The organism is Desulfovibrio sp. JC010, from assembly GCF_010470675.1.
Lineage (GTDB): Bacteria > Desulfobacterota > Desulfovibrionia > Desulfovibrionales > Desulfovibrionaceae > Maridesulfovibrio.
In genome coordinates this window covers 1-15,253 of sequence record NZ_VOIQ01000024.1, presented here as the reverse complement: position 1 = coordinate 15,253, position 15,253 = coordinate 1, and the positions used below count along the sequence as shown (strand labels likewise).

The window sequence follows — 15,253 nt, the reverse complement described above, 5'->3', positions numbered from 1 at the left end:
GCCACAGACTCCAGCCTTTATTTTGAGATGATAAAAATTTGCGCTAGAATGCAGGTTTTTTGTGCCAGCGGTAGGCGGTTTCAATTATTTCGCGCAGGTCAGCGTATTGCGGGGTCCATTTGAGCTTTTCCGCGGCCTTGGAGCTGTCAGCCACCAGTCGCGGTGAATCCCCGGCACGTGCGGGTTCGTAATCAAATTCAATTTCCCGGCCGATTACTTCGCTTGAGGACTTGATCACTTCAAGGATGCTGAATCCTTTGCCGTTGCCGAGGTTGAATGAGTGTGCACCTTTGTTATTGTCCATGAACCCGACAGCTTTCAGGTGAGCGTCACAGAGGTCCAGAATGTGGATGTAGTCGCGAACGCAGGTGCCGTCCGGGGTGGGGTAGTCGCTGCCGAAGATCTTCAGTCTGCGGCCTTCGTCAATGCAGCTGAGCAGGATGTTGGGGATCAGGTGCGTTTCCGGGGAATGGGCTTCCCCGATAATGCTGTCCGGGTGTGCTCCGGCAGCATTGAAATAGCGGAAACAGACGGAATCCAGTCCGTAAGCCACGGCGTAATCCTGCAGGATTTCTTCTACTTGAAGTTTGGTTCTGCCATAGGGGTTCAGCGGCTTGAGAGGATGTTCTTCGGTAATTATATCCATAACCGGATCACCGTAGACAGCAGCGGTGGATGAGAAAACGAATTTATCAACCCCGTGCTTACGCATGGCCTGCAGCAGGTTCAGGGTTCCGGTCACATTGTTATCGTAGTATTCAAAAGGTTTTTCAACAGATTCACTCACCACGATCAGCCCTGAAAAATGGAAAACAGCATCATATGAACCTGCGGCAAAGACCTTTTCAAGATCTGCCGGATTGCGCAGGTCTCCTTCCACAAATCTGCCCCATTTCAGTGCTTCGGCATGCCCGGTGGAAAGGTTGTCGAATACGGTCACATCATGTCCGGCTTCGGCAATCATACGGGTCATATGTGAACCTATATATCCCGCACCGCCGCAGACCAGCAGGGAAAGTTTATTACTCATTATTTATATGCTCCGGTTGTTATAAGTATCAGACGAAATGACTATTTCCCAAAATAAACGGTTTGTCGAGCGGATGCTTGATTAAAGTTAAAGTGGTTCAATAATCGGTTAATCCGGTCCTTTTTGAGTGTTGTTGATTGTGTATAATATCTGATAGGGTAACAGTATATTTTTATGATTGTTAAACGAGGGTAATGATTTGCGGAAAAGAATTATATTTATGACTCTGATTGTGGTTGCTCTATTTTGCGCTTCTGCGTTGGCTGCGTCTGAGAGGGTTGTTTTTTATCCTTCCGGAGCGGATTTCAGCAGCAAAGTAAAAGCGGATATTAAAAAGGATGTAAACGGCAATTACGTTATGTTTACCCTTTCCGGACAGGCTGTGCCGGACACGTTCACTATCGCTTCACTCACCAAAGGGGTTGCCATTAATGATGTTGCATGGGCCAGAAGTGATTTGTCGCGTTCTCCGGCTGCTTTTGAGCTGGGCAAGAAGATAGACCAGCTCAAGTTCAAGCGTGACGCGGTCATTTCCCGGAAGCAGGCAGTTGACGGCGGAATCACATTCTGGAATGAGCGTGGCAGCAGGCAGCAGATTAAACCTTCCGATCTGGGTAATATCGCCGGGCAGGTCGTCAGCAATCTTTCCAAACTTTATACAGAGTCTGCAAAGCTTAAGGTTAAGATTAATGAGTTGCAGGAGTTGATTAATGACTTGAAAAGGCAGCTCAAAGAGATGTCCGGCGGTGGCAAGCTGGTCTGGAATGTGAAAGTTTCAGTGGCAGCAAAGGGTGCCAAGCGTGCAGATTTCAAAATAGGCTATATGCTGCGCAATTGCGGCTGGATTCCCAAGTACAAGCTTGATGCCTACCCCAGTGCCGGGAAAATAAAATTCACCTTTGAAGCGGAAATACGGCAGGGCAGCGGCATGGATTTTAAGAATTGTGACATCGCCCTTGCCACTGTGAAGAAACGTTCCAGAATTTCCCCTCCCAATCTTGGTCGCTGGGTGATTGAACCTCGTCCCGAGCCGGAGCCGGAGCGTTATGTCATGGAAGAAGCGGTGATGTCCATGGATGCCGCCTCAATGCCTCGTGTAGGTGCCGGAAGGAATATGGCTAAACGTGCTGCTCCCAGACGGGTAAGCAAGGCTACCTATTCACTTTGGGAAATGGGCCGCAAGACCATTCCGGCTGGCAGCACCAGAAAATATGCAGTGGAAAGCGAAACATGGAAATCGAATTTTTCATTTATCGCTCGTCCTTCCCTTACTCCGGATGTGTTTGTGTCTGCTAAGACCAAACTTGCTGCAGCTAAGGATTATCCCGCTGGATCGGCGTTGATGTTCATGGAAGGAACTATGATCGGCAAGAGAAAATTCTCCTTTTCCGGTAAGGAGAAGAAGATGTTTTTCGGTTCCGATCCCATGCTCAAGGTGGAACGCAAGATTCTTGAGAAAAAGTCCGGTGAGCAGGGCATGTTCAGTTCCAAGCAGACTTACAGTTGGAAATATGGAATCGAGTTGGAGAGCAGCCGTACCCGCCCGGTTAAAGTGTTGGTGCAGGAGCCTGCTCCTGTTTCCGGAGATAAACGCATCAAGCTGGAAATTATTACTGAACCCAAGGCCGAAACCAAAGATGATAACTTTGAGTGGAAGGTGGAAGTTCCGGCAGCAGGTAAATACAGCGTGAAGTATTCTGTAGAAATGACCGCTCCGGATGATATGAAGATTGATCTTGGGATTGGAAGATAAACAAAAATTACTCTGAAATAAGAAAGCCCGCTCCAGATGGAGCGGGCTTTCTTATTTGTTGTACTGGCAGGGATTTAAAATTCAAATCCCATGTCCAAACTTACAATGTGTGTGCGGGAGTTTCTGATTTCTGTAGCGACAATATTGTCAGCAGGTCTGGCTTCAATGTTTCGATCCGCCATCCACATGTAGTTGTAGGCAGCATCAACAGAGAAACTTTTGTACTTCCAGCCAACACCCAAAGACACGTTCTGACGGTCGTTGGTAGGCAGCATGTAGTCGACATAGCTGTCTGGAATGGGGGACTGGTCGTAAAAGTAACCGGCCCGGAGAGCGAGGTCTTCTATGGGCAGGTATTCAACACCCACTTCAAATCTCCAGACATCGTTCCATTTTTTATCAGCAGTATAATTGTTGACGCCGATAGCGGTGCTTTTATCAAAATAGTAATCAATGGCACTGTAGTCACTCCACATGGAGTAAATAGCATCAAATTCGATACTGAGATTTTTCATGGGCTTATATTCGACACCACCGAAGATCATATGCGGGGTGTTCATATTCATGGAAACATCACTGTCATTAAATCTGTTGGCCGGTGGGGCAGCATTGTTGGGCATTGTATAGCTTGCAGAACCGGTTGCTCTGTGGTTCATTTTGCTGCGCCAGGAAAGTCCTAGAGACCATTGTTCATTGGGAGTAACATGGATAGCGGCGTTAAAACCGGGAGTGAATCCGTCTACCCTGAGGCGTTGGTCTACATCTGTAGCGGGGTTGCTTGCTCCTGTTGAGTCGATTTTTTTCCGGAGATCGGCACGTACTTTCATGATTTCGATACCGGCGGCAAAGGAAATGTAATCGTTGAATTTGTAGGCGAGGTTGGGGTTGAAAGAATAACTTTCAATCGCTGTATTGTAGGATGCGTAACGACCATCCCAATTTTCATCAAATTCAGTACCGAGACCGAAACGTGTAAACATCCCCACGCCCAGCCAGACATTGTCGTTGATCTGGTGGGTAATATAAGAGTTGGGTACGAAAAACACGTTCTCAGTCATGGCGTTTTTGGTAGAGACACCATTGACAGTTGTGGTCAGATTCATCTTGGGTGCGATCATCGCCACACCGGCGGAGATGTGTGTGCCTTCCAATTGGGTAATACCTGCCGGGTTCCATGCAATGGCGGACGGATCGTCAGCTTTTGCTACCATGGCACCGCCAAGCGCGTTTCCGCGAGCTCCCCACTCGTAGAGAGCAAAGCCTGCCGCTTCAGCCTTGCTGCTGAAGCCGGGGACTATTGCCAACCCCATTAAAATGATCAGCAGGCTGAAACATGTTGTAAATTTGGTCCTCATATACACTCCTTCAAAAAAAACTGAAAATGCTTAATGACTGCGCTTAATTAGAGTCATCCCCTCATAAAAAATGCTCATACTAACTATCTTGAATGTTAAATTTAGTAAAGTAAAATTGACGTAGTCGTAAATTGTTGTGAAAATAATATATGCGTAAATCAATTTACATTTGCATACATGGGTGTATGTTTGTTTTGTGTAATTGAAAATTTTACTACATTTTAAATTTCATAAAGTGATTTTGCAATAGTAGGGATGTTGGTATGTGTTTGTTTTGTGTTCATTTAAGGGGGTGGGGGTGTGTTTGGGGTGTAGTTTGCTGGTGTTTAAAACGGATTTTGCTTAGTTTGAGCTGTTCATGTGAATGTTTGTAGTTTTTAGGGGGCAATATTGTATAATAAACAATAAAAAAGGCAGTCACATCACTGTAACTGCCTGATTAATGTTTGTGTTTTTTTTAAATCAGCGGATAAAATACGCAAGGTATTCCTGATTACCTTTAGGTCCCTTAATGCTGGAAGGGACAAGCCCCTTAAGTTGCAAGCCCAGTTCAGAAGAAGCGAAGTTTACAATCATATCAACTGCCTGCTGTCTGAGAGCTTTGTCTCGGACAATTCCTTTATCAGTCTGTCCGGGACCGACTTCAAATTGCGGTTTGATCAAACAGACGATTTCCCCGCTTTCCTTAAGAAAACGGACCAGTGCAGGGAGTATTTTGGTTAGTGAGATAAAAGAAACATCACAGACCACCAGATCTACTTTTTCAGGAATCAGGTCTTCTTGCGCATGACGCAGATTGATGCGTTCAAGATTGGTAACCCGTTCATCCTGCTGCAATTTCCAGTGCAGCTGACCATATCCCACATCTGCGGCATAGACCCGCACTGCCCCGAACTGAAGCATGCAGTCGGTAAAACCTCCGGTGGATGCTCCGGCATCCAGCGCAACCTTGCCTTCTGGACTGAGTCCCAGTTCTTCAATAGCTGTAAGCAGCTTATAGCCGCCCCGGCTGACAAAGCGGTCGCGTCCTTTGACTACAATCTCAAGATCAGGGTCCAGTTGCATTCCCGGCTTGGTTACCGGGAGCTTCTGTCCGTCCTTGAGGTAGTGGGCCTGTCCGGCCATGATCATGCGTTTGGCCTGCTCTCGGCTCTCGGAAAGTCCCTGAGCAAAGAGCATCTGGTCCGCACGTTCCTTTTTTGCCACTTATCTTTTCTCCAGACCAAGCATGGAAACGACGTTGTCCGCTGCTTTTGCAATGTAGTCAGCCTCGGACATTTTTTCTTTTTCCGCACCTTCAATAACAAGCTCAGGCTTGTTGGCGCGGCTGGCATCCGGGGTGACTTCATATTCAGCAGGGAAGTCGTTCTGGTAGTACATGTCCTGAAAACCGACAAACTTCAGTTGGTGTGCTGTGGAATCAAGTACGGCACTTTCGTTTTCGGAAATCAGTCCCAGTTCCTTGGCCCGAATCAGTCCCGCAAAGCATTCACCGCCCTGAGTACAGGCAATGTGGCCGTGGGAGTTGGCCAGCAGCATGGAGTCCATGATCATCTGTTCACTGACCTGTACGACCTGAAATGCCTTCTTGCCGCCGATGGCTTCAAATTTTTCCGCAAAATGTTTTACGCGCGGGAAGGAAACCGGGTTTCCGATCATGGCAGCCTGTGCAACAGAAGGCTGAACCTTTACAGGTTTGTATTCACGCTCGTTCTCATCTTCCACGGAGTAGTAGCGGTAAACCGGGTCGGCATGGGCGGACTGCACACCGAATACGCGGGGCAGCTCGCTGATGATTTCCAGTTCGTAGAGTTTCAGGAAACCGGCCATGATGGCGGTGATATTACCCGCGTTTCCAATGGGTACGAAGATGCATTTATCTTTAAGATCCCAATTGTACCACTGGGCAACTTCAAAAGCGTAGGATTCCTGTCCCAGAATTCTCCATGAGTTTTTGGAATTGAGCAGGGCCACGCGGTAGTTGTCCGCAAGGTTTTCAACTACCTTCATACAATCGTCAAATACGCCGGGAACTTCCAGAACCTTCGCGCCGCTGCCCAAAGGCTGGGCCAACTGCTGCGGGGTAACTTTGCCCTGAGGCAGGATGACCACTGATTTCACGCCTTCTTTCATATAGGAAGCGTAGAGAGCAGCCGCTGCAGAAGTATCCCCTGTAGAAGCGCAGACAGTCAGGATTTCATCCCAATCGTTCTTGTTCATCAGGGCGTTAATGTAGCTGAAAGCGCAGGCCATGCCGCGATCCTTAAAAGATGCGCTGGGGTTCTGGCCGTCGTTTTTATAAGCGGTTTTGATTCCGGTAACTGCGTTGAGAGCGTCGCTGGAAGCAATGATGGGGGTGTTGCCTTCACCAAGGTAGAGAATTTCATCTTCGTCCATGACCGGAGCGAAAAGTTCGTAGAAGCGGAAGATACCGCGCAGGCTGTCGTTTTTAGTACCGCAGCGGGCATCGAAAATTTCACGCCATTCTTTGCCGCTGGTCTTTTTCAGTTCATCGAAGGTTGTGTCCTTCAGGATAAATACAGAGCCACAATCCGGGCAGGTGTAGTGAAGTTCGTTGATGTCATATTTAGAACCACAACCCAGACAGTTGTATTCCATTTTACCGCGATATTTCGGAAATTCATTTGCAAGAGACATAGTTACATCCTTTTTTGCCTCCGGCGGCCCTCCGGGGGCCAAAGAAACTTTTTGGAAAAAGTTTCTCTGGACTCTTCAAAAACTTTTATTAGGGCTTCGCCGGATAGGTTTTAAATAGGTTCTGTTTTATATTTAGTAGTAAAATAAACTCTTAAGGATTCCAAAGGGGATTATCCCCTTTGGCCGCCGGAGGCGAAATCTTTTTATCCAAAAGCGCGTAAGCGCATCGAATAAGAAGCGTCGCAGACCCGCCGGAGGCCTACATGGAACAATTAACCGGGCCAGATTTTGGGAATACTCATGGCAAACATCCAGACGCCGAGGCTGATCTTGATGGCCATGCCGAAGGCTTTGCCCCAGAACGCGCCACATGCGGAATGCTTGGCTTCGTCGAATGAACGGCCATGGGTAAGTTCCAGTACAAGACAGCCGCCGAAGGAGCCGAGCAGTGCGCCGGGCAGGGCACCTAGTCCGAAAAAGAACGGTGCTCCGAGGATTGCCCCGCCGATTGCTCCGATGAACGCGCCGATGTTGCCGCGTCCGGTTGCGCCGTATTTCTTGCCGCCGAAGTACTGGGCTACAAATTCAAGGATTTCTCCCACAAGGGCGATTACGCCGAGAATTATGATAAAGTTCCAGGTCATTGTTTCGGGCTGGTATAGTTTCCAGCCGGCAACTAATGCCAGAACCAGCCAGTTTGCCGGAAGCCCGAAAACATGCAGTGCCAGCGAGCACAGCATAAGCAGGATAACCAGAACTGCCAATGCAGTAATCATCATTTATTCCTCATCCCTGAGATCAACAACGCGCACAGCCTTGCCTTCCGCCTTGGGGATGGAGTTGTGCTGTACCAGTTCGACACGCGGGGTGATCAGGATTTCATCACGCAGCATTCCGGCAATCTTTTTCTGAATGCCTTGAAGCGCGCGCATATCTTCAATGAAATGTTCTTCTTTAATCTCTACCTTGACCCTGATCTGGTCCATGAGACCTTCTTTAAACAGTTCGATGAGGTAGTTCTGACCAACTTCGGGGATGCCCATGATTATTTTTTCAATCTGCATGGGGTAGATGTTCACGCCTTTGAGGATGAGCATATCATCGGCGCGGCCCATGATACGGTCGATGCGGCGGGAGGTCCGTCCGCATTTACACTGACCGGGGATGAAACGGGTAAGGTCGCGGGTGCGGTAACGGATGATGGGCATACCTTCGCGGGTCAGGGTGGTCATGACCAGTTCGCCCACTTCGCCCTCTGCAACATGTTTTCCGGTTTCCGGGTCGATAATTTCAGCGATGTAAGCATCTTCCCAGACGTGCATGCCGTCCTGCTCGGTACATTCAAAAGCAACACCCGGACCGTTCATTTCAGACAGGCCGTAGGAGTTGTAGGCTTTGATACACATGAGTTCTTCGATCTTGCGGCGGGTATGCTCGGTGTGCGGTTCCGCGCCGATGAGCGCGACTTTCCAGGGCATTTCTTCCGGATCATAACCTTCATCGCGGACTTTTTGCGCAAAGTAGAGTGCGAAGGACGGGATGATGTGCAGGGCGGTTACGTTGAAATCGCGGATCAGTTTGATCTGGCGTTTGGTGTTTCCGGCACCTGCGGGAACAGTCAGGCAGCCGAGACGCTCGGAACCGTAATGGATACCGAGTCCTCCGGTGAAGAGACCGTAGCCGGACATATTCTGAAGTACGTCGCTTTTGCGCAGCCCCACAGCGTACATGGAGCGGGCCATCAGGGAAGCCCATTCATCAAGGTCATTCTGGGTGTAGAGAACGGCAGTCGGTGTTCCGGTAGTACCGGATGATGCGTGCAGACGCACGAAATTATCCAGCGCCTGGGTCAATAGTCCGTAAGGATACTGAGAGCGTAGGTCGTCTTTGGTGGTGAACGGAAGTTTAGTTATATCATCAGCGGTTTTGATGATAGCAGGATCGATGCTGTTGTTCTTGAAAACTTCACTGTAATACGGAGAATTTGCAGCCAGCTCGATTGTTTTTTTCAGTCTTTCAACCTGGAGTTCTTCCAGTTTTCCTCTTTCAAGGGTTTCGGCTTCATGAAAATACATTAATTTTCTCCGTCTAGATGTTTTCAGTGTATCACGTCATAAATAATATCCGATTATTCATCGTCGTATTCAGACGGATATGGCTCGGCAGCTAGGTTTTCAAAGGCGGTATACGGGCCGAAGAAGGCCAATTCGCAAATACCTGTAGGACCGTTACGCTGTTTACCGATGATGACTTCCGCTTTTCCTGTAAGCGGTTTGTCCTCTTTCTTGTTGTAAAAATCTTCACGGTAAAGGAAGAGGATAATATCTGCATCCTGCTCAATAGCACCGGATTCACGCAGGTCGGACATCATGGGGCGTTTGTCGGTTCGCTCTTCAACCTTACGGTTAAGCTGCGACAGGGCGATTACAGGTATATTAAGCTCTTTAGCCAGAGCTTTGAGGGTTCGCGAAATGTCGGAAATTTCCTGTTCACGGGAATCCACGCGGGCACTGGAACGCATCAGCTGCAGGTAGTCGACCATAACCAGCCCGAGATTGTGCTGGGATTTTAATCGTCTGCATCTTGCCCGCAGTTCCATGGTGGAAATCGCAGGAGTATCATCAATAAAAATGGGTGATTGTGTCAAGTCATCTGCGGCATCATAAAGCTTGGCCCAGTCTTCGTCATCAAGCTGTCCGGTTCTGAGGCGGGACAGATCTACTTTTCCGTGACAGGCAAGCATACGGGTCATGAGCTGCCCCATTGCCATTTCAAGGGAGAATACCGCAGTGGTTACCCCGGAATGCAGTGCCGCGCGCATGGCAACGTTCAACGCAAACGCAGTCTTACCCATGGAAGGACGTCCGGCGATGATGATCAGGTCGGAGTTTTGCAGACCTGCGGTCATCTCATCAAATTTATGATAGGTGGTCGGGATTCCGGTAATCAGTGAAGTCTGGTTGACTCTTTGTTCAAGGTCTTGAAATACCTCGGTAATGATCGCTTTACTGCCCTTGAGGGTGGTATTCTTCTTGGAATCGGTAATGTCGAAGATGGACTGTTCGGAGTGGTCCAGCAGTTCCTTTACGTTTTGGGTATCGAAGCTTTCATTGATGATATTTGCAGCAGCATCAATCAGACTGCGCTGGATACCTTTTTCAGCCACGATTTCAGCATGGTGCAGGGCGTTTGCAGCACTGACAACGGAGTTTGCCAGTTCAGCCAGATATACGGGACCGCCAACGGAATCAATTTTTTCTGCAGCAGTGAGGTATTCGCTCACCGTGATCAGATCAATGGGGGCGTTACGCGTATAAAGGGTCTCAAAAGCCCGGAAAATTTCCTGATGTGCAGGGGAGTAGAAGTCGTCGGATTTGACGATATCAACGAGGTCGTTGAAGATGGTGTTGCTTAAGAAAACTCCACCAAGCACGGCCTGTTCGGCTTCAAGGTTGTGCGGCGGGACTTTACGCAAAAGATCGGACGAAGCGTCGTTAGACGCTCCGCCCGAATTGTAGTCTGAGCCTGATTTACGCTTCTGCTTCTGCTTCTGCATCTGCTTCAGCTACGGGTGCTTCGGTTTCAGCGGGAGCTTCAACCTCTTCTGCGGGCTCTTCTTCAACCGGTCCGCCAACTTTGGCTACAACCAGTTTCACTTCACCGCGAACTTCGGGGTGGAGTTTGATTTCGATTGCGTATTCGCCCAGAGAGCGAATCGGCTCGGACAGCAGAATTTTTCTGCGGTCGATTTCGAAATCCATTTCAGCGAGAGCTTCAGCGATGTTAACTGCGGTTACGGAACCGTACAGTTTGTCGCCTTCACCAACGCGTACTTCAATGTTAACTTCGACTTCAGCCAGTTTGTCTCTGAGACCTTCGGCCTGGGTGCGCAGGTTGTCAGCCATTTCCTGAAGCTTTCTTTTCTCAAGTTCAAACTGCTTGAGGTTGGCTTCGGAAGCGGGCATAGCCAGTCCCTGAGGAATCAGGTAGTTGCGGCCATAACCGGCTTTAACGGATACGATGTCACCAAGGCTACCAAGGGAGTCTACATCGGCACGTAAAATAAGTTTCATGTGATCCCCCTAGATGCTCTTTTTCTTTACATCAGTGCTGTGCACAGTGGTGTAATGCATGAGAGCCATCTGTCTGGAACGTTTGATTTCAGTGGTCAGACGACGCTGATGCTTGGCGCAGGTACCGGTAATTCTGCGGGCAATAATTTTGCCGCGCTCGGTTACGAAGTCCTTGAGAATGTCAGGACGTTTATAATCGAGGGGAAGGTTCTTATCCGCACAGAAGCGGCAGAACTTTCTTTTGGGTGTGAATTTTCTTTTGAACGCCATGATTAAGCCTCCTCTGCCTTTGCGGTTTCATCAAGTTTAACAGTTACGAACTTGAAGATACCGTCGGTGATACGGATGTTGCGCTCAAGTTCTGCAACCAGCGGGCCGGGTGCATCGAAAATGAGGCGGACATAGTATCCACGGGTCTGGTTCTGGACAGGGTAAGCCAGCTGGCGGGAACCCCAATCGTCGATCTCATCCATTTTACCGCCTTCGCGGTCGATAATTGCGATGAGTCCCTCTACGATTTCCTTGCGGCTGTCGCTAGCAAGTTCGGGGCTCAAAAGCAAAAGTACTTCATACTTTCTGAGCATTATTAACTCCTCCTTATGGTCTATGGCCCTTTCCTATATAAGGGCAAGGCAAAAGGGATGTGTATTCCCTTCACTCAGTCCTGTCAAGCAGGAATGAGACTATATCTGAAAAATAAAAAAGCCGGAAGCTAAAATGCCTCCGGCTTTTTAAGTTCAAAAACAGAATAAAAACAATTAGGGATTCCAAAGGGGCTTAGTCCCTTTGGCCGCCGGAGGCGAAATCCGTTCGTCAAAAAGCGCGAAGCGCATCAAATCTCTAACTAAATTCCGAGGATGTTGTAGCCGCAATCCACGAAGTGGGTTTCCCCGGTAACACCGGCGGAAAGGTCGGATGCGTAGTAGACGGCGGTTTTACCGACATCTTCGGTGGTTACGTTGCGTTTGAGCGGTGCGCGTTCTTCAATGTGGCGGAAGATATCCTTGAAGCTGGAAATGCCCGAAGCGGCGAGGGTCTTGATGGGACCTGCGCTGATGGCATTCATGCGGATGCCTTTCTCGCCGAGATCTACGGCAAGGTAGCGCACGGATGCTTCAAGGGTCGCTTTTGCAACACCCATTACATTATAGTTGGTGATAACCCTGCTGGATCCGAGATAGGTCATAGCCATGACGGAACCGCCGGGCTTGATCATGTCTTCGTATGCATTGCAGAGGCTGACCAGAGAATATGCGGAAACATCCATAGCGAGGTGGAAACCTTCGCGGGAGGTTTCGATGTACCGTTTCTTGAGATCTTCGCGGTTGGCGAACGCTACTGAGTGGATGAGAATATCGAACTCACCCCATTTCTCTTTTACTTCCTCAACGGAAGCCGCGATGCTTGCATCGTCCTGTACATCACACTGGAAAGTGAATGCGCCGCCCAGTTCTTCACTGATGGGCTCAACACGTTTTTTGATGGCATCGTTTACGTAGCTGAAAGCCAGTTCGGCTCCCTGTTCCTGAAACTGTTTGGCGATGCCGTAAGCAATGCTTTTTTTATTAGCAACACCGAAAATCAGTGCTTTTTTACCTTTGAGCAGCATTAATCTCTCCTTTTTTGCCTCCGGCGGCTTAAACCCTTTTGCAAAAGGGTTTAAGAATCCCAAAACCTTTTGTTATGGCTTCGCCGTATGAGGCGGGAATTAGTTTGTTATCAAAGCGAGTTCTTTTTAAGCGTCAAGTTCGCTTTCAGTCAAGAGCTTGAATGCTTCCATGTACTTATCGCGGGTTTTGGTGGCGATTTCTTCGGGTACTTCGGGAGCCGGGGGCTGCTTGTTGAATTTGATTTCAGTGAGCCAGTCGCGCAGGAACTGCTTGTCAAAGCTGGGCTGTCCCTTGCCTGCTTCGTAGCCATCCATGGGCCAGAAGCGGGAAGAGTCCGGGGTCAGTACTTCATCGATGAGAATCAGTTCACCGTCGATGAGACCGAATTCGAATTTGGTGTCAGCAATGATGATCCCTTTCTCGCGGGCGTAATCGCGACCGCGCTTGTAGATGGAAAGGGTGACATCCTGAACTTTTTCCAGCAGCTCTTCGCCGAGCATTTCCATGGCTTTTTCCACGGAAATGTTTTCATCGTGCTCGCCCAGTTCCGCTTTTGTGGAGGGGGTGAACAGGGGCTGTTCCAGCATTTCGGATTCCTGAAGACCTTCAGGCAGCTTGTGACCGCAGACTTCTCCGGTGTTCTGGTAGTCTTTCCAGCCGGAACCGGTGATGTAACCGCGAACGATACATTCGATGGGCAGCGGCTTGGCTCTTTTGACCAGAACGGAACGGCCTTCCAGCTGATCGCGGTATTTGTGGAGCACTTCTGGATAGTCGTCCACTTTGGAAGCGATGAGATGGTTGGGGACGATGTCTTTGAACATGTCCATCCAGAACAGGGTGATCTGGTTCAGGATTTTACCCTTGTCATCAATGGGGTTGGGCATGATGACGTCATAAGCGGAGATTCTGTCGGTGGTAACCAGCAGAAGTTTATCATCATCCACTTCATAAATATCGCGGACTTTTCCGCGGGAAAGAAGATTCAGTTCCTTAATGTCGGTTTCAATTACATGCTTGGGCATCAGGATATCCTCTCAAAGTCTGGTTAAATGGCAATTAATTAAACGAAGCGGCGAAGCCAAAACAAGAGGTTTTGGGAGAGTCCAGAGAACCCTTTTGCAAAAGGGTTCTTTGGCCGCCGGAGGCAAAATCAATTCATTCTTAAGGGCGCGTTAGCGCATCAACTTTTCTTAAGTCTTGTTTCAACAGAACGGGCGTGGGCCTCAAGACCTTCGAGGCGTGCCAGTCTGGCGATCTTACCGCCGTGGCGGTCAATGTAATTCTGATCAGTATAGATCAGACTTGTCTTTTTAGTAAATGTTTCCACGGAAAGAGCTGAGGAAAACCTTGCGGTTCCCACAGTGGGCAGTACGTGGTTGGGGCCTGCGAAATAGTCACCCACGGGTTCGGGAGTGAAGTGGCCCATGAAAATGGCTCCGGCATGTTTTATCTGACCGAGGGTTGCCCACGGATCTTCGTAGGCCAGCTCAAGGTGTTCGGGAGCCATGCGGTTGACGAAATCAATCCCGGTTCCAAGGTCGGGAACCTTGACGATTGCCCCCCAGTCCTCAAGTGATTTGAGGGCAATTTCACCACGCGGGAGCAGGTCGGCCTGCTTCTTGAGCTCGTATTTGACCTTTACGCCCAGCTCATCATCCCATGTTACGAGAACGGAGGATGCGAGGGGGTCGTGCTCTGCCTGCGAGAGGAGGTCGGCGGCGATCCATGCGGGATCGGAATCGCCGTCCGCGAGAATGGCGACTTCACTGGGGCCGGCAATCATGTCGATACCGACTTCACCAACCAGCTGCCCCTTGGCGGTGGCGACAAAGATGTTGCCCGGTCCGGCGATAACATCGCAGGGGGCAATGGTTTCGGTTCCGTACGCAAGAGCACCGATGGCCCATGCAGAACCGGAGGCGTAAATTTCAGTAATGCCCAGCTCCTGCGCAGTGGCAAGGATGTAGGGGTTCAGGGTTCCGTCCTTACGGGGAGGGGAGATTACCGCGATTTCTTTAACCCCGGCAACCTGTGCGGGGACGGCGTTCATGATCATGCTGGAGATGAGCGGGGTTTCACCTCCCTGACCGCCGGGCACGTAAAGACCGACACGGTCAACCGGACGCACCAGCTGGCCGAGGATGGTTCCGTCTTCCCCGGTGGTCCACCATGATTCTTCTACCTGTCTGCGATGGAAGTCCCTGATATTGCGGATGGCTTCTTCGATTATTTCGAGGTCTTGTGATTCGATTTCAGCATAGGCCAGACGACGCTGGTCAACACCGACCCCCAGCATGGAATGGGTGAAATCCGGGCAATCGAATTGCTTGGTGTAATCTACGAGGGCCTGATCGCCTTCGGATTTAACTTTAGAAAGGATGTCTTTGACAATGGAGTCTACTTTGCTGTCAGGGTTGACTCTTTGCTGGAGCCATTTCCATATTTCCGGCCAATCCTGTTGTCCGGAATAATTAATATCTCTGCAAGGCATAGAAGTGTCCTTAACTTGATGGATGTGATTGATGTGTAATGTAATTACGAAGAGATGTCTTTAAGATGAATTGACCCTTATCTTAATGCGCTCCAAAAGTCGAGCATAATAGGTCGGGGGAGGTAGGAAATTAAAAAGGGCCGGGAGTAAAAACTCCCGGCCCCCGGCGTCAAGGCTATGCTAAATTTCTAAGATTTCTTAGAAGTTGTAGATCAGACCAACTGCGAACTTGAGCATGGGATCGGACTTATCAGCGATAGTGTCAGCGCCCCATACGTCT

At 49.3% G+C, this 15,253-nt stretch carries 14 protein-coding genes; 1 reads left to right on the top strand and 13 read right to left on the bottom strand.

All coding sequences use genetic code 11. The annotated features are described in order from the left end of the window. Positions 1–43: 43 nt before the first annotated feature. Positions 44–1,030, bottom strand: coding sequence for a UDP-glucose 4-epimerase GalE (gene galE, locus FMR86_RS19630; RefSeq protein ID WP_163353110.1), 987 nt, complete (start codon positions 1,028–1,030; stop codon positions 44–46). Between the two features lie 220 nt (positions 1,031–1,250). Between galE and FMR86_RS19625 the strand changes: the two genes are divergently transcribed. Then, positions 1,251–2,783 carry a DUF4139 domain-containing protein gene (locus tag FMR86_RS19625; protein WP_239057307.1) on the top strand — a complete coding sequence of 511 codons (1,533 nt, stop codon included), beginning with the start codon at positions 1,251–1,253 and terminating at the stop codon, positions 2,781–2,783. A 74-nt stretch (positions 2,784–2,857) separates the two neighbouring features. On the opposite strand, the gene FMR86_RS19620 is transcribed toward FMR86_RS19625, so the two are convergent. The 12 genes from FMR86_RS19620 to hisD all read right to left on the bottom strand — a co-directional run bounded on the left by FMR86_RS19620 (position 2,858) and on the right by hisD (position 14,973). After that, entirely contained in the window at positions 2,858–4,138 is a 1,281-nt protein-coding gene (locus FMR86_RS19620; protein ID WP_163353108.1) for an OmpP1/FadL family transporter, read from the bottom strand. Between the two features lie 462 nt (positions 4,139–4,600). Further along, positions 4,601–5,344, bottom strand: a complete 744-nt coding sequence (locus FMR86_RS19615) for a TlyA family RNA methyltransferase (protein ID WP_163353107.1) — start codon at positions 5,342–5,344, stop codon at positions 4,601–4,603. Continuing rightward, entirely contained in the window at positions 5,345–6,796 is a 1,452-nt protein-coding gene (gene thrC, locus FMR86_RS19610) for a threonine synthase (protein ID WP_163353106.1), read from the bottom strand. Between the two features lie 272 nt (positions 6,797–7,068). After that, entirely contained in the window at positions 7,069–7,572 is a 504-nt protein-coding gene (locus FMR86_RS19605; protein WP_163353131.1) for a DUF456 domain-containing protein, read from the bottom strand. A gap of 3 nt (positions 7,573–7,575) precedes the next feature. Further along, positions 7,576–8,871, bottom strand: coding sequence for a phenylacetate--CoA ligase family protein (locus tag FMR86_RS19600; RefSeq protein ID WP_163353105.1), 1,296 nt, complete (start codon positions 8,869–8,871; stop codon positions 7,576–7,578). A 53-nt stretch (positions 8,872–8,924) separates the two neighbouring features. Continuing rightward, on the bottom strand, positions 8,925–10,352 hold the full coding sequence (gene dnaB / locus FMR86_RS19595; RefSeq protein WP_163353104.1) for a replicative DNA helicase: 1,428 nt from the start codon (positions 10,350–10,352) through the stop codon (positions 8,925–8,927). Next, on the bottom strand, positions 10,327–10,869 hold the full coding sequence (rplI, locus tag FMR86_RS19590) for a 50S ribosomal protein L9 (protein WP_163353103.1): 543 nt from the start codon (positions 10,867–10,869) through the stop codon (positions 10,327–10,329). The genes dnaB and rplI overlap by 26 nt, the downstream gene beginning before the upstream one ends. 9 nt (positions 10,870–10,878) lie before the next feature. Beyond that, the gene (gene rpsR, locus FMR86_RS19585) at positions 10,879–11,139 is read right to left on the bottom strand and encodes a 30S ribosomal protein S18 (protein ID WP_015851900.1); all 261 of its coding nucleotides are present in this window, start codon (positions 11,137–11,139) and stop codon (positions 10,879–10,881) included. A gap of 2 nt (positions 11,140–11,141) precedes the next feature. Continuing rightward, positions 11,142–11,453 (bottom strand): 30S ribosomal protein S6, encoded by a 312-nt coding sequence (gene rpsF, locus FMR86_RS19580; protein WP_015851899.1) that lies wholly within the window; start codon positions 11,451–11,453, stop codon positions 11,142–11,144. A 260-nt stretch (positions 11,454–11,713) separates the two neighbouring features. After that, the gene (locus tag FMR86_RS19575) at positions 11,714–12,478 is read right to left on the bottom strand and encodes an enoyl-ACP reductase (RefSeq protein WP_163353102.1); all 765 of its coding nucleotides are present in this window, start codon (positions 12,476–12,478) and stop codon (positions 11,714–11,716) included. Positions 12,479–12,604: 126 nt separating this feature from the next. After that, positions 12,605–13,504 carry a phosphoribosylaminoimidazolesuccinocarboxamide synthase gene (locus FMR86_RS19570; protein ID WP_163353101.1) on the bottom strand — a complete coding sequence of 300 codons (900 nt, stop codon included), beginning with the start codon at positions 13,502–13,504 and terminating at the stop codon, positions 12,605–12,607. Positions 13,505–13,662: 158 nt separating this feature from the next. Further along, on the bottom strand, positions 13,663–14,973 hold the full coding sequence (hisD, locus tag FMR86_RS19565; protein ID WP_163353100.1) for a histidinol dehydrogenase: 1,311 nt from the start codon (positions 14,971–14,973) through the stop codon (positions 13,663–13,665). Between the last annotated feature and the right edge of the window lie 280 nt (positions 14,974–15,253).